At 42.8% G+C, this 22,587-nt stretch carries 20 protein-coding genes; 7 read left to right on the top strand and 13 right to left on the bottom strand.

The annotated features are described in order from the left end of the window. Positions 1-7: 7 nt before the first annotated feature. Complete coding sequence (gene ileS / locus CW740_RS04540) at positions 8-2,812, bottom strand: isoleucine--tRNA ligase (RefSeq protein WP_106646426.1); 2,805 nt, start codon at positions 2,810-2,812, stop codon at positions 8-10. 61 nt (positions 2,813-2,873) lie between these two features. Continuing rightward, entirely contained in the window at positions 2,874-3,809 is a 936-nt protein-coding gene (gene ribF / locus CW740_RS04535) for a bifunctional riboflavin kinase/FAD synthetase (protein ID WP_106646425.1), read from the bottom strand. Between the two features lie 188 nt (positions 3,810-3,997). On the opposite strand from ribF, the gene CW740_RS04530 reads away from it, so the two are divergent. Continuing rightward, positions 3,998-4,576, top strand: a complete 579-nt coding sequence (locus tag CW740_RS04530) for a hypothetical protein (RefSeq protein ID WP_106646424.1) — start codon at positions 3,998-4,000, stop codon at positions 4,574-4,576. 49 nt (positions 4,577-4,625) lie between these two features. Here the strand turns inward: CW740_RS04530 and CW740_RS04525 are convergent, their stop codons facing one another. Next, complete coding sequence (locus tag CW740_RS04525; RefSeq protein ID WP_106646423.1) at positions 4,626-5,357, bottom strand: hypothetical protein; 732 nt, start codon at positions 5,355-5,357, stop codon at positions 4,626-4,628. Beyond that, positions 5,357-6,889 carry a murein biosynthesis integral membrane protein MurJ gene (murJ, locus tag CW740_RS04520; RefSeq protein ID WP_106646422.1) on the bottom strand — a complete coding sequence of 511 codons (1,533 nt, stop codon included), beginning with the start codon at positions 6,887-6,889 and terminating at the stop codon, positions 5,357-5,359. The genes CW740_RS04525 and murJ overlap by 1 nt, the downstream gene beginning before the upstream one ends. A 203-nt stretch (positions 6,890-7,092) precedes the next feature. On the opposite strand from murJ, the gene rpsT reads away from it, so the two are divergent. Further along, on the top strand, positions 7,093-7,353 hold the full coding sequence (rpsT, locus tag CW740_RS04515; protein ID WP_106646421.1) for a 30S ribosomal protein S20: 261 nt from the start codon (positions 7,093-7,095) through the stop codon (positions 7,351-7,353). A gap of 179 nt (positions 7,354-7,532) precedes the next feature. On the opposite strand, the gene CW740_RS04510 is transcribed toward rpsT, so the two are convergent. Next, the gene (locus CW740_RS04510) at positions 7,533-7,973 is read right to left on the bottom strand and encodes a MarR family winged helix-turn-helix transcriptional regulator (protein ID WP_106646420.1); all 441 of its coding nucleotides are present in this window, start codon (positions 7,971-7,973) and stop codon (positions 7,533-7,535) included. 265 nt (positions 7,974-8,238) lie between these two features. On the opposite strand from CW740_RS04510, the gene CW740_RS04505 reads away from it, so the two are divergent. Next, entirely contained in the window at positions 8,239-9,591 is a 1,353-nt protein-coding gene (locus CW740_RS04505; RefSeq protein ID WP_106646419.1) for a DUF1329 domain-containing protein, read from the top strand. A gap of 139 nt (positions 9,592-9,730) precedes the next feature. Continuing rightward, positions 9,731-10,273 (top strand): DsrE family protein, encoded by a 543-nt coding sequence (locus CW740_RS04500; RefSeq protein ID WP_106646418.1) that lies wholly within the window; start codon positions 9,731-9,733, stop codon positions 10,271-10,273. A 55-nt stretch (positions 10,274-10,328) separates the two neighbouring features. On the opposite strand, the gene cgtA is transcribed toward CW740_RS04500, so the two are convergent. The 3 genes from cgtA to rplU form a co-directional block, all read right to left on the bottom strand. Beyond that, complete coding sequence (cgtA, locus tag CW740_RS04495; protein WP_106646417.1) at positions 10,329-11,594, bottom strand: Obg family GTPase CgtA; 1,266 nt, start codon at positions 11,592-11,594, stop codon at positions 10,329-10,331. A gap of 129 nt (positions 11,595-11,723) precedes the next feature. After that, positions 11,724-11,978 (bottom strand): 50S ribosomal protein L27, encoded by a 255-nt coding sequence (gene rpmA, locus CW740_RS04490; protein ID WP_018625632.1) that lies wholly within the window; start codon positions 11,976-11,978, stop codon positions 11,724-11,726. Between the two features lie 3 nt (positions 11,979-11,981). Further along, positions 11,982-12,563 carry a 50S ribosomal protein L21 gene (gene rplU / locus CW740_RS12655; RefSeq protein ID WP_106646416.1) on the bottom strand — a complete coding sequence of 194 codons (582 nt, stop codon included), beginning with the start codon at positions 12,561-12,563 and terminating at the stop codon, positions 11,982-11,984. Positions 12,564-12,849: 286 nt separating this feature from the next. On the opposite strand from rplU, the gene ispB reads away from it, so the two are divergent. Together ispB and pckA are read left to right on the top strand one after the other, a co-directional pair. Next, complete coding sequence (ispB, locus tag CW740_RS04480; protein WP_188459767.1) at positions 12,850-13,818, top strand: octaprenyl diphosphate synthase; 969 nt, start codon at positions 12,850-12,852, stop codon at positions 13,816-13,818. Positions 13,819-14,084: 266 nt separating this feature from the next. Next, on the top strand, positions 14,085-15,686 hold the full coding sequence (pckA, locus tag CW740_RS04475; RefSeq protein ID WP_106646414.1) for a phosphoenolpyruvate carboxykinase (ATP): 1,602 nt from the start codon (positions 14,085-14,087) through the stop codon (positions 15,684-15,686). A gap of 59 nt (positions 15,687-15,745) precedes the next feature. Here pckA and CW740_RS04470 read toward each other — a convergent pair whose 3' ends face one another. Genes CW740_RS04470 through CW740_RS04460 form a run of 3 tightly spaced genes read right to left on the bottom strand, consistent with a single transcriptional unit; the run spans position 15,746 to position 20,758 of the window. Further along, on the bottom strand, positions 15,746-18,097 hold the full coding sequence (locus CW740_RS04470) for a bifunctional diguanylate cyclase/phosphodiesterase (protein ID WP_106646413.1): 2,352 nt from the start codon (positions 18,095-18,097) through the stop codon (positions 15,746-15,748). A 21-nt stretch (positions 18,098-18,118) separates the two neighbouring features. Continuing rightward, entirely contained in the window at positions 18,119-19,006 is an 888-nt protein-coding gene (locus CW740_RS04465) for a TolB family protein (protein ID WP_106646412.1), read from the bottom strand. Further along, on the bottom strand, positions 19,007-20,758 hold the full coding sequence (locus CW740_RS04460) for a pentapeptide repeat-containing protein (protein ID WP_106646411.1): 1,752 nt from the start codon (positions 20,756-20,758) through the stop codon (positions 19,007-19,009). A 139-nt stretch (positions 20,759-20,897) separates the two neighbouring features. On the opposite strand from CW740_RS04460, the gene CW740_RS04455 reads away from it, so the two are divergent. Continuing rightward, a complete protein-coding gene (locus CW740_RS04455) occupies positions 20,898-21,254 on the top strand; it encodes a carboxymuconolactone decarboxylase family protein (protein ID WP_106646410.1) in 357 nt (118 codons plus the stop codon). A 3-nt stretch (positions 21,255-21,257) separates the two neighbouring features. Here CW740_RS04455 and hda read toward each other — a convergent pair whose 3' ends face one another. Together hda and CW740_RS04445 are read right to left on the bottom strand one after the other, a co-directional pair. Then, a complete protein-coding gene (gene hda / locus CW740_RS04450; protein WP_106646409.1) occupies positions 21,258-21,947 on the bottom strand; it encodes a DnaA regulatory inactivator Hda in 690 nt (229 codons plus the stop codon). 17 nt (positions 21,948-21,964) lie between these two features. Continuing rightward, a complete protein-coding gene (locus CW740_RS04445; RefSeq protein ID WP_106646408.1) occupies positions 21,965-22,582 on the bottom strand; it encodes a CDP-alcohol phosphatidyltransferase family protein in 618 nt (205 codons plus the stop codon). Positions 22,583-22,587 lie beyond the last annotated feature (5 nt).

Genomic DNA, 22,587 nt, shown 5'->3' with positions numbered 1-22,587 from the left:
AAAGTCCTTATGCGTAATGGCGAGTTTCGCCGGTGCCAACCACATTCTCAACACAACGAATACAAATGGTTGGGTGTTCCGGGTTTTGACCAACATCATGACGATGGTGCCAGCAGCGCTCACACTTTTCAGCGTCCGATTTAGTAATGCTTAGATTTAAACCTTTCATTTCAGTCGCTTCACCACCATCACCCTGCTCAAGACGAGCCTGTGAAGTAATGAATACAAATCGTAACTCATCTTCCAGTTTTGAAAGAACGGCATACAACTCATCATTAGCATAAAGCGTCACTTCTGCGGCCAGCGAGCCACCAATAGCACCCTCTTTACGCTTTGATTCAAGAGCACGGTTCACTTCATCTTTAACTTCTGAAATCAACGCCCAATCAGCCTGAGTAATATCAGCATTTTCCATTGGGAATAAGCCTTCATACCATTCAGCCACAAACACGTTAGACTCGCGTTTGCCTGGAATGAGTGGCCAAATTTCATAAGCTGTAAAACTCAATACCGGCGCCATCCAGCGGACCAAGGCTTCGATGATGTGATACATAGCAGTCTGGCATGAACGCTGTGCACGAGAGCCAGTTTTAGCCGTATATTGGCGATCTTTAATGATATCCAGATAGAAACTGCCCATATCAATCGAACAGAAATGATGGATCTTCTGGGCAACTAACCAGAAATTATAATCATCATAGGCTTTGATAATTTCCTGTTGCGCCTGATAAGCGCAATCCACCGCCCAACGATCCAGTGGAAGCAAGTCATCTTTAGCAACCGAGTGTCTTTCCGGATCGAAACCTTCAAGATTCGATAACAAGAATCGTGAAGTATTACGAAGGCGTCGATAGGTATCACCCGTACGCTTCAAAATTTCCTCAGAAACCGCCATTTCACCACGGTAGTCAGCAGAAGAAACCCAAAGACGTAATACATCAGCGCCCAGCTTATTGATGACATCATTTGGAGCCATCACGTTGCCTTTGGACTTAGACATTTTTTCGCCCTTACCATCGACCACAAAGCCATGAGTCAGACAGTGTCTATAAGGCGCGTGACCATACATGCCAGTTGCAGTTAGCAATGATGACTGGAACCAGCCACGATGCTGGTCAGAACCTTCTAAGTACAAGTCGGCTGGCTGACGCAAATAGTCGCGAGCTTCCAGCACACAGTAGTGAGTGACACCAGAGTCAAACCAGACATCTAGAGTGTCATCAATTTTTTCGTATTTATCGGCATCAACGAACTCAGCAGCATCCAGGTCATACCATGCCTGAATACCTTTCTCTTCGATATAAGCAGCAACTTTTTCCATCAAATCGGCAGAATCAGGATGTGGTTCGCCAGTCTGCTTATCAATAAATAAGCACAAAGGAACACCCCAGGTGCGCTGACGTGAAATACACCAGTCCGGACGTGAGCCAACCATGCTTTCGATACGAGCTTCGCCCCACTCTGGCACCCATTTAACCTTCTTGATTTCTTCCATAGCCTGAGCCTGCAATCCATTTTGGCTCATCGAAATAAACCATTGAGGAGTTGCACGATAAATCAAAGGTGTTTTTGTTCTCCAGCAATGAGGATAGCTATGTCGCATCTTGTCCTGATGCAACAGGCGCCCTTTTTCTATTAAATGATCAACAACCGGCTGATCTACTTTATAGACATGTTGACCGGCAAACACTGGTGTTTCGTCTGAGAAGACACCATTTGCCATCACATAATTCAATAGGCCAATGCCATATTTTTTACCCACTACAAAGTCATCAGGACCATGATCAGGTGCGGTATGCACCAGGCCAGTACCGGCATCCGTAGTGACATGCTCACCCAGAATTACCGGTATCGATTTATCGTAGAATGGGTGGTTCAATTCAAAGTTTTCAAGCTTTGAACCTTTAGTCGAAGCGATGACTGAATAACTCTCAATTTCAGCTTCTTTCATAACGCTTTCAACGAGCTCTCGGGCCAGCACAAAACGTTCTTTGTTGCCATCACGCTCCACCTGAACCAATACATACTCTAATTCTTCATGAACAGTTACCGCCTGACTTGATGGTAGTGTCCAAGGGGTCGTGGTCCAGATAACCACAGAGACTTCGCCTTCGCCCTGCTCACCCGCAAAGTCAAAAGCTTTTAAAAATGCCTGTTCATCAGCAACAGGATAATTAACATAAATAGAAAACGAGGTTTTATCCTGATATTCAACTTCAGCTTCAGCCAACGAAGAGCCACCAACCACGCTCCAGTAAACTGGCTTTTCGCCTTTAAAGAGGTGGCCATTACGAACAAGCTTCGATAGGGCTCGAACGATGTTAGCTTCGAATTTAAAGTCCATGGTCAAATAAGGATTGTCCCATTCGCCTAAGACACCAAGACGAATGAAATCGGTCTTCTGACCATCTACCTGTTTAGCTGCATAGTCGCGACATTTTTGACGGAATTCAGCATGAGAAACCTTGTCTCCTGCTTTACCGACTTTTTTCTCGACATTATTTTCAATCGGCAAACCGTGGCAGTCCCAGCCCGGTACATAAGGGCTGTCGAAACCACTCAAGGTTTTACTCTTGATGACGATATCTTTAAGAATTTTGTTAACAGAGTGACCAATGTGAATATTACCATTCGCATAAGGAGGGCCATCGTGCAAAATAAATTGCTCACGACCGGCACGCGCTTTACGAATTTCGCCGTAAAGATCATTTTTGCTCCATTCAGCCAACATCTTTGGCTCACGTTGTGGCAAGTTTCCACGCATTTCAAAGCGTGTTTTTGGTAGATTTAATGTGTCTTTATAATCGCTCATTTAAGCTACTACTCTGTTTTGTTTAATTAAAAATGTTAAGGCTCAGGCCAATATGCAGATTCTAGTCGATCAAAAGAGACCGAGCCTTTTCAATATCACGGTTAATCTGTTCAATTAACTCGTCTTTACCACTGAATTTCTGTTCATCCCGAATTTTAGCGACAGGCTCAATCGTCAGCTGCTTACCATAAACATCGCCATCAAAGTCCAACAGGTGAACTTCAAGGCGTTCTTTACGAGCATTTAAAGTTGGCTTTATGCCAACATTTGCCACTCCGTTAATCGCTTCATCCTTGATACCCAATACTTTTACCGCGTAGACGCCCTGTAAAGGACTCTTGACCCGCTTCAGTGCCATATTAGCGGTTGGAATGCCTATCGTTCGGCCCTGCTTATCACCATGCGCTACCCTGCCGCGGAAACGATAAGGTCGCCCCAGCAGTTTTTCAGCATGCTCAAAATCATTATCAACAATTGCCTGTCGAACCAAGCTGCTGCTAATTCGAGCACTGTCACCATCAATGGTCTGTGTCACCGTCTGATTGGCTTCAACCGGAAACTCCGCGACTTGTTGCAACAAGGTAAAATCACCTTTTCGCTTGTAGCCAAACTTAAAGTCATCGCCAATAAACAGGTGTTTGACGTGCAATGTCTCAACCAACACCCGACGAATGAAATCTTCTGCGCTTAACTCAGCCAGCTCTCGATTAAAGCGCAAACACAGCACGTAATCCACACCTAAATCTTTGAGGGCCAGAAGCTTGTCTGTCAGTTTAAAAAGCCTAGCTGGCGCAGCCTCTGGGTGGAAGAATTCTTGAGGATGTGGCTCAAAAACAATCACTACACTGGGCACGGATAGCGCTTTGGCCTTATCCGTTAAGCGCCTGATAATCGCCTGATGTCCGAGGTGGACACCGTCAAAGTTACCAATAGTCGCAATACTGCCCTGCTTAAACAGGTTTTGAGGACAACTGTATAGACCACGAATTAGGCGCATGAACGCATTTTTCTCCAAGCAACAGACATTGATGCCGAGCCAATCAAAGCGGGCAATTATAGCGGACAATGGGTCAGGAATTAACCACCTTTCAATAAATTAGCCAATTTTCATTAGAATTGAATCCAACCTTAGAAACTGCCAAGATATCAATACTCAGCAAACATCAACAGGAATCGTCTAACTTCATGAAAATACAGTTAAAATCAACAATCATCTTGGCATCAAGCCTGCTACTCGGTAGCTGTGCCTGTTTTTTTGCGCCAGATTATGACTTAACCGATGAAGAACTCGCTTTCTTTAATAACCTTTCCCGTATGTGCGGCAGCCAGTTTGTCGGTGAAACAGCCTACCCCGAGGATCCCAATCATGAATTTGCTGGCAAAAAGCTGGTTGCCACGATTGACGGCTGTGGCCCGCGTTATATATCCATTCCATTTCAGGTAGGTGAAGATAAGTCCAGAACCTGGCTCTTATTCAAAACTGATAACGGATTGCGATTACGTCATGACCATCGTCATGAAGACGGTTTGCCAGATGAACAGACTCTATATGGAGGCTACTCAGCCCCATACAAAGGAGAGCAACCTACTCAGTATAAGCAGTTTTTTCATGCTGACAGTTACACTGCCGAGATGATCCCTGAAGCTAAAAGTAACGTCTGGATGCTGGACTATAATCCTGAAACTAAAGAGCTGACTTATTATTTGGAGCGACACCAACAACCACGTTATAAAGCGGTGTTGAAGTTAGTTGGAGAGAAGTAGTTACAAGAGGTTAGCAATTAAAAAAGGGAGCCCAAGCTCCCTTTATTGTTTAGTTACTCACTGGTGTTAAATTGATGAACTCCCCATTTTGATTAAGAAAGCACTCAATGTCATTAAGCCTACAAAACTCCTCAAAATCATCTATATCAAACTCTTCATTTGCAATGTCTTGAACCAATCCTGCAAACCACAGCTCAAATTTTGATGGCACCTTACTATAACCCTCATTCATTTGTAGCTTATGAGTATTCTCTAACCTTATTTCTTGCTCAACTAATAGTTGCGAATTATCCAGTACCGACTTGTAGACAACTCTTTTTACTTTACCAGAGTTATCAATTCTCCAAATAGAACTCAGGCGATCTTGTTCAATGAATATCTTTATATCCCGATCACTATATTTAGGGTCTTTCCAAAAATAGAATATTGATGTTAGAAGCATCTCAAGTTCTTTGTGTAAATTTAGGAGTTCAGAGCTCGATGGTTTCTCCATTAAATACAACTGCTTATAATTACAAGGCTTCCCTTTAAACAAGAGTTTTGATTGTTGTTTTGTTATGAACTGGCAGAAATAACTTTCTTTACTCAGGTTGAGTACAAAATTGTATTCCCCTTTTGTGCCCATAGAAATTATTTTACTCTCGGGTGAGGTCATAATCGCTTTGGGTATTTTATTGGGTATATAAATTGAACCAAAAGAAAAGTCGTGCTTAACAAATTTTATCTCTGCCATTGCACAGCTAGAAATTAAAAGAAGCGATATGCCTAAAAGATACTTCATTAACCTATCCTAAAATCCTTGCGTCTCAAACCCAATACTACCAACAGAATGGCATAAGACACGATAGTCACCGCAATAATGGCACTAATCATGCCGATGGCTTCCATTCGAGACCAAGCCTGCCATTGCTCGATACTAAAGTCGGTATACCAAAGGCCTAGCAGCAGCAATCCACTTGCCAGTACCAGTTTACCAATCCATAGCTTACTTTCACGCGATAGCTTTAAGTGATTGTCTTTACTTAAAAACCGATAAAGCAAAATAGCATTAATAAAGGCGGAGATACTGGTTGCAGCGGCCAGTCCAACATGACCAAAGGGTTTAAATAGCGCCAGATTGAGGACGATATTACTAACAACAGCAACAACAGCGATCTTAACCGGGGTTTTAGTATCCTGACGTGAATAGAACCCTGTTAAGAATACTTTCACCATCATAAAGGCTATCAAGCCTGATGAATAAGCCTGCAAACTCTGGCCTGCTTTAAAGGAGTCGTACTCGGTAAAGGCGCCGTGCTGAAAGACAGTAATCATGATGGGTTCAGCCAGCCAGAACAAACCAATAGCCGCTGGAATGCCTATCATTAGCACCATACGCAGGCCCCAATCAAGCGTACCTGAGTAATGTTGCATGTCTTTCTTGGAAAAGAACTTAGATAGAGTCGGCAACAGTACCGTGGCGATGGCTATCCCAAAAATACCCAGAGGGAATTCCAACAAACGATCCGAGTAGTACAACCAGGAAATACTGCCTTCAGCCAATAAGGAGGCAATTTGCGTATCAATAAGCAGGTTAATCTGACTGACCGAAGCACCAAATATCACCGGTATCATCAACTTAATAATTCGCTGCACAGCGCTGTCTTTCCAAGCCCACTGTGGTTTTGGCAGGTAACCGGCTTTCCATAAAAAAGGAAAGTGCAGGAATAATTGCAGTGCTCCAGCAATGAAGATAGCCCAGGCTAGTGCCACGGTAGGCTCTTCCATGGTTGGGGCAAAAACAATTGCCGCCGCAATAATCGATAGGTTTAATAATATGGGTGCAAATGCCGGGATCGCGAACTTATTCAAGGTGTTGAGCACCGAACTGTACATCGCGACCAACGATATAAAGAAAATATAAGGAAAAGTGATTTTCAAAAGGTCACTGGCCAAATTGAATTTTTCAGGCTCGTCCAGGAAGCCAATACCAAATATAGCAATCACACCCTGAGAACCCAAAACACCAACGATAGTCACAATGGCTAATACGCCACCCAAGGTTCCCGATACCTTACTTAACAGCTGAACGGTTTCTTTTTGACTACGATTGGAATAGTACTCAGAAAAAACCGGCACAAAGGCTGTAGCAAAAGCCCCTTCTCCAAAAAGACGACGCAGGAAGTTGGGAATTTTCTGCGCGACCAGGAATACGTCCGCCTGAAAAGTAGCGCCCAATAGATTGGCCAGAACCACATCCCGCACTAAGCCCATAAAGCGAGAAATCATGGTCCAAAAACTGACGATGGTGCTGGATTTCAGTAAGCTTCCCATCAGCTCCTTAGCCTATTGTTTGTTATAGAAATTGGCGCAAGTTTAAGTGATAATTCGGCTGGCGACCAGAGAATCGCCTGAAAACCCTCAAAATTGCCAGAATTTGCCGTTTTTGGTGGTTTTTACTTGATAAGGACGTGCAAAGGCGGTATATTTCGCGACCTTAAATTTTGAATTAACTATTTTGTTGTTAGGAGTTCACCTTGGCTAACATTAAATCTGCCAAAAAACGTGCTCGTCAAGCTGAAGCTCGTCGCCAGCACAACGCTAGCCGTCGCTCAATGCTACGTAGCTACATTAAGAAAGTTGTTTATGCGATTGAAGCAGGCAACAAAGCTGAAGCTCAAACTGCATTAGAGCGTGCTATCCCAGTGATTGATAAAGCTGCAAATAAAGGCATTATCCACAAAAATAAAGCTGCTCGTCATAAGAGCCGTTTGACTGCACGTATCCAAGCTCTTTAATCGCTTGGTAGTGGGTTTGTAATTACATAACCCAGTAGTAAGACAGCAAGAATTATAAAAGCTGCTTCTCATTTGAGTTGCAGCTTTTTCTTTATGCCTATCCTTTATATCGCCTCATACACCTTCGGACTCGAAATTCATTAGCTGATATCAGCACATCGTCCTGTTAACTGGCTGTTTTAGCTTGTTTTTATAATCTGACGCTCAAGCAGAGTCATTGCAAGATCAATCTGGTGTGCCTCATCAGCCTCAATGCCTAGCAACAGCTCTTCGATTGTAGATTGTGCCTTTCGGCTTATCTCATCAAGCAACTGCTGACTTTTACGAGTCGGTGCAACATATACCACCCGCTGATCCGTTTTCGACCGTGATTTAATAACAAAACCTTGTTTCTCAAGACTTTTGACGGTTCGAGTAATGGCTGGCGCAGAAACTCCTTCAGTTGCTGCCAGCTTGTTGATAGTTTGTGGCCCCGTATTGACCAGAATTCCAAGAATTGAAAGTCTTTCTGAGGTCAAACCACTTTCTTGACCATGACGCTTAGAGTCTTTTAGTAGATGATCTGCCAGTCGGTAAAGTCTTTCTGCAAGTACTTGGATTTCTTTGTTTTGATCAGACATTAGTTTGCATTGCTGAAATATTAACAATAGTTAATTATATAGCTACCCTCGGTCATTCTCAAGTTAGCTGTAATCCTATTTCTATATATTAAATAGCTAACGCCTATCAAACTGTAAAATTAATCGACACAGGAACTATGATTTCAATAGCTTACAGGTCAGCTCATTGCTTTACCCTATCAGGTATGACCAGTTATTGACTTTATTGGTCGGATCAGTAGAATCTGCGCCTCATTTTACTTCAGATCCTTTTTGAGGCACTTTCATGAAAAAGGTCTTTATCTCCTCCACTTTAACTGCCCTGCTTCTGCTAACCACCAGCCACCAGGTTTCTCAGGCCAAAGTTTCTGCTGAACAGGCCCAACAACTTGGTAACACCTTATCACCAATAGGAGCAGAATTGGCAGGTAATGCAGATGGAACCATCCCGGCATGGACTGGAGGTATACTCCAAGTACCTCAGGATTATGTTCCAGGCGAACACCACAGAAACCCATTTGCAGATGAAAAGCCACTATTGATCATTAATCAAAGCAATGTAAGCCAATATGCTGACAAACTTTCAGCGGGCCAGGTCGCAATGATTAAACAATACCCTGACTATCAGCTTAAGGTATACCCAACCCATCGGACTGCATCATTCCCAAAGAAGGTTTATGACTACAGTATTCAAAATTCTACGCGCGCTGAGCTAACACAAGACGGTGCTGGCCTGATTAATGCTAAAGTCGGTACGCCTTTCCCTATTCCGAACAATGGCCTTGAGGCGATCTGGAACCACTTAACACGTTACCGTGGTGAGTACATTTCTCGTGAATATATTCAGGTTACACCGCAGCAAGACGGAAGTTACACCCCGGTCAAGTTTGAACAGGAGTCATTGCAATACTATGCGCAGGAAAACCCTGAGAAAGACAACCTCCTGTTCCTTTACAAGCAACGCATTACTGCGCCATCCAATCTTGCTGGACAAGTATTACTAGTACACGAAACATCAAATCAAATCGAAGATCCTCGTAGAGCCTGGCGCTATGATCCAGGTCGTCGTCGTGCCAGCCGTACTCCAACTGTTGCCTATGACGCTCCTGCCCTGGCTTCAGACGGACTTTCAACGGTTGATAATTTTGATATGTTCAGCGGCTCACCAGATAAGTACAACTGGGAGTTAAAGGGTAAGAAAGAAATGTTTGTGCCCTATAACGCCTATCAACTACACAGCGAACAGTTGAACTATGACGACATCATCCGTCCTGGCCACATTAACCAGGAATATGCCCGTTATGAATTGCATAGAGTGTGGGTGGTCGAAGCAACGCTTAAGGACACAGAAACCAACATCTATAGTCGTCGCACCTTCTATCTTGATGAAGATAGCTGGCAAGCATTGTTGGTAGATCATTACGACGAGAATGGTCAGTTATGGCGCGTGGGTGAGGCCCATGCCATTAATTATTACGAAGTCCCGGTACTGTGGAGCACACTGGATGTTCTACATGACTTGAAAGCCAAGCGTTACATCGCTTTCGGCCTGGATAACAAAGAGTCCATGTACGATTTCGCCAGTGAATTAACCTACAGCGGATTTACTGCTTCAGCCTTAAGACGTGAAGGCCGATAGCTACCGATTTAGCACAACCCCCTGTGTTGCAGCCACTCGCAAGAGTGGCTTTTTTTTTGCGCCAGTTTTAAGAGTTGATATACTGATAAAAATTTAAGTTACAAGATAATGGAACAAAGTATCGTCGTCGAGGTTAGACATGAAAATTATTGGATTTCTATTGTGCTGCTTAGCATTACTACCACCGCCCGTTTCTGCCAAAAGTGATATTAAAATGGGCCCAGTTATAGAAGGATATGGCCCAACTTCTGCAATCACAGATGCTGATGTAAAGCTGCCAGAGGGCTTTATCTATAAAGCTCTGTTTGATATAAGTGAAACACATAAAAAACATGACCAATATAATCGAAAAATTGAGTCTGTAGCTCGCTTTCTTAATATGCACGCCAGGAATGGCGTAAAACTCGAGGATATGAAGCTCGCCGTGGTACTTCACGGTGCTGCCACCAAGGATGTATTGACTGACGAGGCTTATGCGAAGCGTCATGGACACAACAATCCCAATACAGACTTAATTAAAGAATTATCTAAAAAAGGCGTAGAGTTTTATATTTGCGGCCAATCTGCAGCATTTTATGACATAAAGAAAAGTGAATTATCTTCAGATGTAAAACTCGCTTTGTCAGCGATGACCATGGCTGTTCTTCTACAGCAAGAAGACTATCAATTAATTCCATTCTAAAAAAAAAGCGAGCCAATGGCTCGCTTTCAGTTTATCCGCAATGAAGCATCAGCGATTAGCTTTTGGAATTGTCACTATTTTCCTCGTCTTGAACTTCTTCGGCTGAATCATCATCTATCGACTCTTCCTCAGCAAGTTCATCGCTATCCTCGTCACCTTCTAAGTCTTCATCATCTTCCCAATCGTCATCCCAGTCATCATCCAAATCGTCCCAAGCTTCTTCAGGTACTTCATCAATAGCTCCGGGCTTTGGCCAGTTGAACTCTTGAGCCTGAGTTTCTGCCTCATACTCACGCATTTTAGGATGCTCAATCAGGTAGTCCATTATGTCGTTACAAATTTTACGAGTACCTTCTTTCTGAATTGCTGACATACGATACACAGGGCCATCCCAGTCTAATTTCTCCAGCATATCAGCAATCTTGGCTTCTACCTCTTCTTCCGTCAGAAGGTCGGTCTTATTAAAGACCAACCAGACAGGCTTATCTTTTAAAGAGATATCTTTACTCTCACTGTATTTGTAGAGCTCGTTCATGATGCTACTGAAGTTTTCAACTGGGTCTGATTCATCGAATGGCAATAAATCAACGATATGCAACAAGATTCTGGTACGGGCAAGGTGACGTAAAAAACGTATTCCTAAGCCAGCGCCTTCCGCTGCACCTTCAATAACACCGGGTATATCGGCAACCACAAAGCTAGATTCCGCATCCACTCGAACTACACCTAGATTTGGAACCAAGGTTGTAAATGGATAATCTGCAACTTTCGGTTTTGCTGATGACACTGCTCTGATAAATGTAGATTTACCGGCATTAGGTAAGCCAAGCAATCCAACATCCGCAAGTACTTTCAACTCAAGACGCAACTCACGGAATTCACCGGGAGTACCATGTGTCGCTTTACGCGGTGCACGATTCACAGAGCTCTTGAAACGAGTATTACCAAGGCCATGAAATCCGCCCTTAGCAACGAGTACCTTTTGCCCATCTCGCACCAAGTCACCAACAATCTCGCCTGTTTCCTTATCAGTAATCTGAGTGCCTACAGGCGCTTTGAGATAAAGGTTTTCACCTTTGCTACCCGTTTTATTGCGCCCCTGTCCATTCTCGCCACGAGTTGCCTCATAAAAACGGACAAATCGATAATCAACCAAGGTATTCAGCTCGGCATCAGCTACAATATAGACACTACCGCCGTTGCCACCATCACCGCCATCCGGGCCGCCTCGTGCAACGTATTTTTCACGACGAAAACTGACGATGCCGTTACCGCCATCACCTGCTTTCACCTTAATGGATACTTCATCAACAAATTTCATAGCGCTATTCTGCCACTGTTACCCTGTTAGACCAACTGTCTATCATATCGTTAAAGCGACAATCCTAAAATTATCGCTTACAAAAAAAAGCCCCAGCAATGGCTGAGGCTTTTTCTTCATCTGATTCGATTAAGCGTCGATAGAAACAAACTTACGGTTGTTTTTACCTTTAACTTCGAATTTCACTTTGCCGTCAACCTTTGCGAACAAAGTGTGGTCGCGACCGATACCAACACCGTTACCAGCGTGGAAACGAGTACCACGTTGACGAACAATAATGCTACCCGCGCTTACTTCTTCACCGCCAAAGCGTTTAACACCAAGACGTTTACTTTCGGAATCGCGGCCGTTACGAGTACTACCACCAGCTTTCTTATGAGCCATCGTTTACTCTCCTTTCAATAATTCTTTAGCCTGCTCGATCCAACCTTCGCGTTCGATGCGGCCTTTAAAGTTCAATTGCTCGTCGAATTTAGCAACATCTTCTGCTGTCCATTCGGCGATTTGCTTAAATGTTGTGATACCAGCGTCGTTCAATTTACCAACGATAACGGGACCAACACCTGAAAGTTTAGTTAAGTCGTCACCTTCAGTTTTAGCGGCTTTCTTAGCTGGTGCTTTCTTTGCAGTTGCTTTTTTAGCAGCTGGCTTAGCGCCATCAAGAGCAATACCACTAATTTTAACTTCAGTGTACCACTGACGGTGGCCTTGACGCTTCATGTGGTGCTTACGACGCTTGAACTTAAGAATGTTTACTTTCTTAGCGCGACCGTGATCAACAACTTCTGCTGATACCACAGCACCTTCTACAAGAGGCGTACCAAGTTGAATGTTTTCGCCGTCTGCTACCATCAATACTTCGTTGAAGTCGATGTTAGCACCAGTTTCCGCTTCGATTTTCTCCAAGCGAACAACTTGGCCTTCTTTAACGCGGTGCTGTTTACCACCACTTTTGATTACTGCGTACATATTTATTCTCCAGTTATGACCCTCTCGTATATCTCAACGACAAGGTTAATATGTAATGCGATTACGAATTAAGGGCGCGAATTGTAAGCCAAAGCACGCCCCGAAGCAAGCGAAAAGCCGATAAAATCAGGCTTTTTTACGCTTTCTTCACGAGTCCAAGCCTAGTCTCAGCCTGGCGATACGAAAAAAAGCCGATAAGACTTGACCGAATCGAGCTGCCTCACTAGGATTGCGGGGCATTTTATTGATTTTTCTACAGAATACAAACGCTTTATTAATAAATATGATGACCCTTGACCAAATTCGAGCTCTGGTTGCTGATGACTTTGATGCTACCAACCAAATCATTCTTGATAGACTGCAATCAGACGTCGTTCTGGTAAATCAGGTCGGTCAATATATTGTTGCTGCAGGTGGCAAAAGACTGCGTCCTATGCTTCTTCTTCTTGCGGCTAAGTCCTTAAATTACCAAGGGAAATTCCATCCCAACCTGGCGGCAGTCATTGAACTTATCCATACCGCGACATTACTCCATGATGATGTGGTAGATGAATCGGATCTACGTCGAGGTCGTCAGACTGCAAATGCCATGTTCGGAAACCAAGCTTCTGTACTCGTCGGTGATTACCTCTATAGCCGTTCTTTTCAAATGATGGTTGAAGTCGGTGAAATGCGAGTCATGGAAGTTTTATCGCAAACCACTAATGAAGTTGCTGCCGGAGAAGTGTTACAGCTCATGAATGTGAACGATCCCGATGTGGATGAAGCTTCTTATTATCAGGTTATTGAGCGTAAAACAGCGATTCTGTTTGCTGCGGCAACACAGCTGGCGGCCATTCTCGCCGGAGCGAACAGCGACATTGAAAATGGATTACGTGAATATGGTCTTCAACTGGGCAATGCCTTCCAGCTGATTGACGATGCTTTAGACTATGCGGCTGACACTCAGGAGCTGGGCAAGAATGTCGGTGATGATCTTGCCGAGGGAAAACCTACACTCCCTCTGATTTACGCCATGCAGCATGCGTCTGAAAGTGATGCCCTGATGATTCGACAGGCAATTGAACAAGGTGGACTTGATAATATGGAAGCCATTTTGCAAGTCATCGAGCAAACAGGCGCTATCGAATACACCTACCAATCTGCAGAGAAAGCAGTAGCCAAAGCTATAGAAGCGCTGCAACCGTTACCTGAGAGTCAATATAAGCAGGCGCTCATTGGTATTGCCGAACTATCGCTCAGGCGTAACTCATAAACTTTGCAACAAACCCGCAAGCTCACTATTGCAGCTTTAGAGGCTGGTGAAAATAGTGCGCTCCCATTCTTGTGATAGCCCCCAATTCAAGCTATCGATTTAAATTGCCAATGACTGGCAAAAAATTTGACGATTGATAGCGTTTACCTCTCGCAAGCCCTTTTATTTTCTGCGATAATAGCGCGCAATTTTTAAGCATCCCGAACGCTTAGCTTAACAGTTGCATCGCAGAGGTTTGAGAAGCCTTTGTCCAAGAGGAGTACCCAATGTCTCGCAATCTTGATTTAAGCCAATATGGCATCCACTCAGTTTCAGAAATCGTTTATAACCCGTCTTACGAATTACTTTTTGAAGAAGAAACCAAGCCCGGCGCCGAAGGTTATGAAAAAGGCGTGGTTACTGACACTGGTGCAGTTGCGGTAGATACCGGTATTTTTACAGGCCGTTCACCAAAAGATAAATACATCGTTATGGATGACACTACTCGCGATACGGTGTGGTGGTCAAAAAATGGTGTAAACGACAACAAACCTATCTCTCCAGAAGTTTGGTCAGACTTAAAAGAGGTTGTGACCAATCAATTATCAAACAGCCGCCTGTTTGTAGTTGATACTTTCTGTGGTGCTGACGAAGCAACCCGTCTAAAAGTTCGTTTTATCACTCAAGTCGCCTGGCAGGCACACTTCGTTAAAAACATGTTCATTCGCCCTTCAGAAGACGAATTGGAAGGTTTTGAGCCTGATTTCGTGGTTATGAATGGTTCTAAAGCAACCAATCCTAAGTGGCAGGAGCATGGCTTAAACTCTGAAAACTTCGTTGCTTTCAATCTAACTGAGAAAATCCAGTTGATCGGTGGAACCTGGTATGGCGGTGAAATGAAAAAAGGTATGTTCTCAATGATGAACTACCTATTGCCATTAAAAGGTATCGCGTCAATGCACTGCTCAGCTAACGTGGGTGAAAAAGGCGATGTAGCCATCTTCTTTGGTCTTTCTGGTACCGGTAAAACTACCCTTTCTACTGACCCTAAGCGCGCGTTAATCGGTGATGATGAACATGGCTGGGATGATAATGGAGTCTTCAACTTCGAAGGCGGCTGTTACGCCAAGACCATTAATCTAACAGAAGAAAACGAACCAGATATCTACCGTGCTATTCGTCGTGACGCACTTCTTGAGAATGTTGTTGTTGACGAAAATGGTAAAATTGATTTCGACGACGGCAGTAAAACTGAGAATACTCGCGTTTCTTACCCAATTTATCATATTGATAATATCGTGAAGCCTGTTTCTATGGCAGGCCATGCTCAGAAAGTGGTTTTCCTTACTGCAGACGCATTCGGTGTACTACCTCCGGTTGCCAAGCTAACACCTGATCAAACTCAGTACTACTTCCTATCTGGCTTTACAGCCAAACTTGCAGGTACAGAGCGTGGCATTACTGAGCCAACACCAACCTTCTCCTCATGCTTTGGTGAAGCATTCCTGTCACTTCATCCGACTCAATATGCTGAAGTGCTGGAAAAGCGCATTCAAGATGCTGGCGCAGAAGTCTATCTGGTTAATACTGGTTGGAATGGTACTGGCAAACGTATATCTATCAAAGATACTCGCGGTATTATTGATGCGATTATGGATGGCTCTATTGAAGAGTGTTCATTTGAGAATTTACCTTACTTCAACTTAGCCATTCCAACAGAATTGAAAGGCGTTGATACCAACATCCTTAATCCGCAGAACACATATTCATCTGCAGCAGAGTGGGAAGTGAAAGCCAAGAAGCTTGCAGAAATGTTCATTAAGAACTTCAACCGCTTTGCTGACAATGACAAAGCCAAGGCTTTGATTCCAGCAGGTCCAACACTATAAGTTGATACTGTGCTCATAAAAAAAAGCCGCTGTATGCGGCTTTTTTTCTCTAGAGATTGTTAAATAAGCTTTGGTTTATCTATATGATAACCCTGTCCATAGTCAAAACCCATTTCTTCAATCTTATTTAAAACCTGTTCGTTTTCAACAAACTCAGCAATTGTTTTAATGCCGAGCTGGACGCTGATTTCACAGATGCTTTTAACAATGGTCTGATCATAATCATTTTCAAGAATTTGCTTGATAAATGAACCATCCACTTTAATGAAATCAACCGGTATATTTCTTAAATAACCATATGAAGACATACCACTGCCGAAATCATCCAAAGCAAATTTGCAGCCGTAATCATTCAAATTATCAATGAATGTTTTTACCAATTCATAATTATTAATGGCTGCAGTTTCGGTTATCTCAAATACGATATATTTGGCCAGCTCTGGAGACTCTGAAACCTGTTCTACCAAACGATTTCTAAACTCTTCGCTGTTGAGTGATACGCCTGACAAGTTAATACACCATAAGAACTCGCTGGCCTGAGTGTTTGCTTCAAGATATTCAAGCACACGATCTACAACCCAGTGATCAACTTTGTGCATTAAGTTGAAGCGCTCTGCTGCTGGAATAAATTCAATAGGCGGAATCATTCCTCCCTCTTCATCCAGCATGACGACAAGAACTTCTTTTAAATCACCGGTACTATTTAAGCTCTTAATGGTTTGCACTCGTAAAGCAAAGCGGTCTTCATCCAACGCTTTATTAATACGATTAACCCACAGTACCTGATTATGAAAATGTACACTCTCAGGATCATTTTTATCGAAAACATGAATTCTGTTTCCGCCTTTTTCCTTTGCAATAGTTCTAGCTGATGCTAGCTCAGATAGAACTTCACTCGCACCTTGAGTATCAGAGCTGATGACAGCCATACCTGCACTGGCATGGACATTAATATTCATCTGACTCCAATCAAACACAGTATCATGGACAATATTAATAATTTTATCGATCACATGATAAGCAGACTCTAATTGCATTGTGTCAAAAATAACTAAGAACTCATCGGCGCTTAGGCGGTAAGCTCTGTCATCTTTGCTGATGTTGTTCTGAATTACTTTTGCGAACTGTTTCAATACAAAGTTACCAGCTTCATGGCCAAATGAATCATTAACCAGATTGAACTTATCTATATCCAACAGACAGGCAACATGTGATTGCTTTGTCTTGTGCTCAATCAATTCGATTAAAAATTTGTCCAAAGCAAAGCGGTTTTCCAGATCGGTCAGGAAGTCATGATTAGCCTGATAAACCAGTTGATTACGACTAGATTCAAGTTCATTAATATTCTTTCTTAGCTGACCTTTACTTTCCATGAGGACCTGATTATTTCTATAAAGAACAAACACCAGATACATAAAGTAGCAGAGCAGAATACCAAGTAGCACCACTACTAAAATTAGAGAATATCGGGCGTTGGATAATGGTAAATAGAACTCTTCGATGTTGCCTATTATTTCCATACTCCACTGTCTTCCACCGAAACTAAATGTCTTATCAATGGCAAAATAATGCTCTTCGTCAATTTGACGCTCGCCCCTTGAGTGGTGTTCAAGGAGAAGAACAGGCTCGCCATCGGTAACATCCTTTATAACCAGAGTTAAACCAAATCGTGCCAAATCATCTGAGCTTTCACTAATCAAATCCTCAAGTACAAATACTCCCTCAGCGAAACCAATAATTTCAAATACCTTCCCTTCTTTTTCATACTTGAATGCAGGAGAGAAAACTAAGGCTGCGGACTTACCTGGATGCTGATGCAGCTCCATTCTAGAACTGATGGTTGTATCATTTACTGAAATAGCGCGCTCTAAGGCTTCCTGTCGTGGCTCAGCATTGTAAGGATCGTAACCAATAACTTCTTTATTTTCTTCATAAGGATATGCATAGAGGATCGGGTAATAGGTATCTCTATTCAGAACCAGTGGAATCAAACTTCCATCTTCTTTTTTCTCAGTCAGGGTAAAGTCAGGATATGCTTCTCGTGCAGTCTCCAAAAAGGTATCCAGTTGTTCATGTCTTACAATCTGAACATATTCGAAAGCCTGGACGCCGCCATGTTTGACCAAGTTACTCATCGCAAAGTGCTCAAACTCAAATCGGGTGACTTTTTCGGAAAGTGAAAAGAAAGTTGCCAGCTGATCAACATCATCAATAAACCGCTCAACATCATTGGAAACCTTGAGCAGATAGCGCATGGACACATCATTAAAGCGCTCTTCGGCATATTGATGTTCTGTTGACTCTAACCATCTACCAGCTAGGAATAAAAATGCAAAGCCCAAAAGCAGAATGATGCCAATTGCAATCAGGTTCTTTACCAAAAATGGTAGCGGCTTCGCCTTTCGTTTCATGTAAGACTGCTCCTAGAGATATTACTCGTGGACTATCGCAAGTTTTTGTTTACTTTTATGTAATGCAAGCCTAGTGATGTTGTTTATATTTAATTCTTGTAAATCTGCAATCTGTTTCTTTTGAGTACTACTTATATACCATAGTTGACTGTTTTGACCAACCAGCACTCCTTCAGAATCCCACCAGACATAATCCTGAACACCGTCAGGTAATACTATGCCTGTCGTCTCAACTTCAGCCTTATGATTCAAGGTGAACAAATGGTGCTTACCATCGATAACCTGAGTAAAACTGACTTTATTTTCTTCAATTCTCTGCAAACAACGGCCAATGTTTTCAGTTAGCGGTTTTGATTCCCCATCAGAGTTAATATCAAATAACTGCAAGGTCATTACGTCGCCAAGCACAAAAACAGCTGCCAACTCATTATTAAGCCAGGCATGGTAACCAACAGGTTCAATTGCCGGGTTAAGGACTTTTTGTGAATCACCAACTAAACTAACCAAGCGTAGATGTTGCTGGCCTTCGGGGTTTACTGCTATCACGCTTAGGCTAGAGGTATTGAAAACAGTGGGAGAGTACTCGCTGATATTTTGAGTATTGGTGATATTAGATAACTGCTTATCATCAAATCGATAAATAAAAATATCGGTTTGCTGGTCGAGCATTCGAGTGAAATAGAGTTGCTTGCCATCTACTGAAAAGTGAGGCTGGTTATCATAACCTTCGTTATGCAACACATTAAGAGCATTGCCAGCATCAACTTTAGTAAGTTTCCCATCAGACTCAATAGGAATAATGGTGATATCTGTAGAAGGAATGGAAGGAGTTTCTTCTTCTGCGAAAATGCTTGCTGGAAAAAATAAAACCGCTGTTAATAACAATACCGACCTGGGCGTAAATGTCATCTATGACTCCGGAGGCTGCACAAATGCCAGTGGTTGTGCCGAGTAACAGACAATCTTATCACCGGCCTGCTTATCGCCAACGGCCTTTTTTAAGGCCAAACGTTGCTCTTTAAAAGTAAATGCAGAGTCCGCCTGAATAGCATAATGTCGAACATTTTCTGACACCAGAACTTCACCCGGCTCAGCCATTGATTCAAGACGCGCTGCAAAGTTTATCGCATCGCCCTCAATATCAAGCTGCTCGGTGATTTCGTTGTGTGTGATCTTAACCTCACCTATGTCTAAGCCGATACGTAAGGCAAAACCAGCACCCGCCAGAACTTTCTGAATCATCGCGGCACAGCTTAGAGCACTCTCGACATTTTGAAAGGTCGCTCTTAACGAGTCGCCTTCCATATTTGGATAACTAGCCTGCCATTTCTTCAATACCGGTTTTAATAAGCCCCGGAACAATGACAACTTTTCAGTTCTATCTTCTTCAGTCCAATGAGAAAAGCCTTTTAAATCGGTAAACAATACTGCCAGGCGACGTGTTTTAGCATCGCTATCAATCTCCGACAGCTCTAGCAGTTTTGGCCAGTATTTATCTTTAATGGCCTGTAGCGACTCACGAATTTCAAATTGCAACTTACGTTCTGACTGAAGACTGATTTGAATTGACTGTAATTTTTCAGCCTCCTGACGCAAACTGGCTTCAAGCATAGTCGGGTTTAGACCTCCTGTATCCTCGACCACAATGATAGCTCTTGTATCTCCTGGCTCATTCCGTATATCTCGAATACGCAGCTTACATCCCCAATAACTGGCTTCAAGGTGCTCAATCAAAAAAGGTAAAGTTGCCAGATCTTGATAGGAAAGCATACGCTGGTAACGTAACGTAAACGTTATCTTGTCTGCGAACAGTTTTTCAAATTGATTCTTTGCATAATGAGTATAGTCGCGGCCACGCTGATCCCAGCTTGCATGACTGCATTCAATATTACGGATTGACCAGCCGTTAGTTTGAACCTGCCATAATTTTGCAGCGCTTAAAATAGCATTATCGAGATTGGCTTTAGTCAAGTTAGCACTACGTAGATCCGCACCTTTAAAATTAACACCGCTTAAATTAAAACCCGAAAGATCCAACCCAGATAGATTTGCGTTACTTAAATTTGCACTTTTTAAACTCACACCTTCAATTCGACAGCTGGACAAATCCACATCAGAAAGATTAGATTTGTTTAAATTAGTATCACGTAAATTGACGTTTTCCATTTTAGTGCCAATTAATTTAGCACCCTGCATATCCAAACCTTCCAGGTTTTGATTTCGTAAATCTGCACCGCTTAAATTTGCCTCACGTAAATCTTGACCACGCAAATCATGATCGCGCAAATCTACGCTGGATAAATCGGTTCTAAAACAAATAGCGGTTAATAAATTGGCATGTAGTAAATTGGCATGACTTAAGTTGGCTTGCTTCAAGTTTGCTGCAATCAGCTTGGCACCTGTAAGATTGCAGTAACATAAATTTGCATCTGTAAGGTTACTCGCGATCAGGGCTACACCCTGTAAATCCGAATAGGCAAGATTGGCTCCAACGAAACTCATTTCAGAAAGGTCACAACCAGACAGGTCCAGGCCTCGAAGATCTTGTCCGTCAAAATTGGCGTGAGTTTTCGGGTTCTCTTTGCGCCATTGATTCCAGACTTTTTCCCCTTGCATTAATATATTTAATAATTCTTTATTATCCTCTGAGGTCAGAGACATGGGTTTTCCTCTTCAGCCAAGCCGTAGCACTCTATTTATACCATAGAAACTTTATATAAAACAGCATCTAACAGCAGTTTTACTTGAGCTAAATCTGGCCGTCAGTACAATAGATTCTTTTGTACAATTGAGGATTATTATGACTCATCCTTTTGAAGAGTTCCGTCAGAAAAGAGAGCTTGGCAATGCTAAAGCACTTGATACTGACAGTTTGCTAATAAAGCGTTTCTTTGGCTTAGATAAAACAGCATATGGTGAAGGTGTTCTTAACTCAAAAACTAAAGAACTGCTGGGGTTGGTTGCATCCATGGTTTTGCGCTGTAACGACTGTATTGATTATCACTTGGAACAGTGCGTAAAACAGGGGTGGAATAAGGCTGAACTGGATGAAGCTATGGGTGTTGCAATGCTGGTTGGTGGTTCAATCGTTATACCACATTTAAGACATGCCAAACTTAGTCTTGAGTTTCTTTTTGAAGAGCAATCAAATAGCTAACCTTTACAAATCAAGGACTTCTTTGATGAAAGGAATCGTCAGCTTACGCTTGGCCTGAAGAGAAGCCTGATCCAACTTATCTAAAATTTCCAGCAATGTGGGCAAATCCCGTTGCTGGCGAGCCAGCAAATATTGAGCAACATCAGTCCCAAGCTCCAGTCCTCTCTCTTGGGCCTTCTTTTGTAATAGGATCCTTTTTTCTTCATCGTTTAGCGGCTTGATATTATAGATAAACATGGCTGATAGCCTGGATTTAAGATCCTGAAGCTCGATTTTCATCTGCGATGGAGCCAATAACCCGGTGATTAGCAGGCTTTTGCCCTGTTCTTTCAGCTGATTGTAAAGATTGAAAATTGCCGTTTGCCATTCAAGCTCCCCTATGACTTCATCAACTCCATCAAGCGAGACACAGTCAAAAGCCACTAACCCATCTAACATTTGAGGATGCAACATGCTGTTATCTAAAGGCAAATAAGCGATAAGTTTGTCTGGGTTTTGTTCTGAAAAAGCGTGAGTGAGTGCCTGCAACAGATGACTACGGCCGTGACCCTTTTCGGAGTAGATATAGATGAAGTCATTGTCCCCCTGACATATGCTATCGAGCTTTTGCAGCAAAAGCTGATTTTCGCCCTCCACAAAATTTGCAAAGGTTGCGTCAGAGTGAAGCTCAATATCGAGAGGTAGTTGCTGCATGAAATGATTAGTGTCGCTTATTGTTCTGGTGGCTCAGTCGAGTCTGAGCTTGAGTGCGATTGCGGGCTCGAATGTGACTTTGCTTGATTTTTCACTGACTTGTAATTAACGACACCCAGCCAGATGTAATGTAGGCCACTGATGATACAGGTCAATATCACTGTTATTTCTAAACCTTGCAAAAGTAACTCAGGAACCGGATACCAACCCGCAACAGTTAAAAGCACCAACAGCACAAGCAAAATCAATAACGCGGTATTCCACTTAGAAATCAGTGAGGGTTGCATCTCATAGGGGCCAACAAGGTAATGGTAGCTAGTAGCACCACCAACAATAATCACGTCTCTTGCAGTTGAAACCCAGAACAAGGTCCACGAGATATGCCCCTTAACCACTAACAGTAGAAGCGCTACCAATAATAATAACTTATCTGCAAGTGGATCAGTGATAGAGCCAAAGCGACTTTGCCAACGAAAACGCTTCGCCAGCAAACCATCAAGTCCGTCAGACAGGCCTGCAATAAGGAAAATAATCAAAGCAAGCGCATACTGTTCGACCATCACATAGTAAGCAAACGGAATAATCAGAATTATCCGCATGATAGTAATGATATTTGGCAGTATACTTAAGCTCATGTTTT

This window comes from Kangiella profundi (assembly GCF_002838765.1).
Taxonomy (GTDB): Bacteria; Pseudomonadota; Gammaproteobacteria; order Enterobacterales; family Kangiellaceae; genus Kangiella; species Kangiella profundi.
The sequence above is the reverse complement of the archived record's forward strand: the minus strand, read 5'-3'. Positions and strand labels throughout refer to the sequence as shown.

What these genes read in the sequence shown, in the direction of transcription:
- ileS (WP_106646426.1), bottom strand. Translation starts at nt 2,812, where the DNA reads ATGAGCGATTATAAAGACACATTAAATCTACCAAAAACACGCTTTGAA.
- ribF (WP_106646425.1), bottom strand. Translation starts at nt 3,809, where the DNA reads ATGCGCCTAATTCGTGGTCTATACAGTTGTCCTCAAAACCTGTTTAAG.
- CW740_RS04530 (WP_106646424.1), top strand. Translation starts at nt 3,998, where the DNA reads ATGAAAATACAGTTAAAATCAACAATCATCTTGGCATCAAGCCTGCTA.
- CW740_RS04525 (WP_106646423.1), bottom strand. Translation starts at nt 5,357, where the DNA reads ATGAAGTATCTTTTAGGCATATCGCTTCTTTTAATTTCTAGCTGTGCA.
- murJ (WP_106646422.1), bottom strand. Translation starts at nt 6,889, where the DNA reads ATGGGAAGCTTACTGAAATCCAGCACCATCGTCAGTTTTTGGACCATG.
- CW740_RS04510 (WP_106646420.1), bottom strand. Translation starts at nt 7,973, where the DNA reads ATGTCTGATCAAAACAAAGAAATCCAAGTACTTGCAGAAAGACTTTAC.
- CW740_RS04505 (WP_106646419.1), top strand. Translation starts at nt 8,239, where the DNA reads ATGAAAAAGGTCTTTATCTCCTCCACTTTAACTGCCCTGCTTCTGCTA.
- CW740_RS04500 (WP_106646418.1), top strand. Translation starts at nt 9,731, where the DNA reads ATGAAAATTATTGGATTTCTATTGTGCTGCTTAGCATTACTACCACCG.
- cgtA (WP_106646417.1), bottom strand. Translation starts at nt 11,594, where the DNA reads ATGAAATTTGTTGATGAAGTATCCATTAAGGTGAAAGCAGGTGATGGC.
- rpmA (WP_018625632.1), bottom strand. Translation starts at nt 11,978, where the DNA reads ATGGCTCATAAGAAAGCTGGTGGTAGTACTCGTAACGGCCGCGATTCC.
- rplU (WP_106646416.1), bottom strand. Translation starts at nt 12,563, where the DNA reads ATGTACGCAGTAATCAAAAGTGGTGGTAAACAGCACCGCGTTAAAGAA.
- ispB (WP_188459767.1), top strand. Translation starts at nt 12,850, where the DNA reads ATGACCCTTGACCAAATTCGAGCTCTGGTTGCTGATGACTTTGATGCT.
- pckA (WP_106646414.1), top strand. Translation starts at nt 14,085, where the DNA reads ATGTCTCGCAATCTTGATTTAAGCCAATATGGCATCCACTCAGTTTCA.
- CW740_RS04470 (WP_106646413.1), bottom strand. Translation starts at nt 18,097, where the DNA reads ATGAAACGAAAGGCGAAGCCGCTACCATTTTTGGTAAAGAACCTGATT.
- CW740_RS04465 (WP_106646412.1), bottom strand. Translation starts at nt 19,006, where the DNA reads ATGACATTTACGCCCAGGTCGGTATTGTTATTAACAGCGGTTTTATTT.
- CW740_RS04460 (WP_106646411.1), bottom strand. Translation starts at nt 20,758, where the DNA reads ATGTCTCTGACCTCAGAGGATAATAAAGAATTATTAAATATATTAATG.
- CW740_RS04455 (WP_106646410.1), top strand. Translation starts at nt 20,898, where the DNA reads ATGACTCATCCTTTTGAAGAGTTCCGTCAGAAAAGAGAGCTTGGCAAT.
- hda (WP_106646409.1), bottom strand. Translation starts at nt 21,947, where the DNA reads ATGCAGCAACTACCTCTCGATATTGAGCTTCACTCTGACGCAACCTTT.
- CW740_RS04445 (WP_106646408.1), bottom strand. Translation starts at nt 22,582, where the DNA reads ATGAGCTTAAGTATACTGCCAAATATCATTACTATCATGCGGATAATT.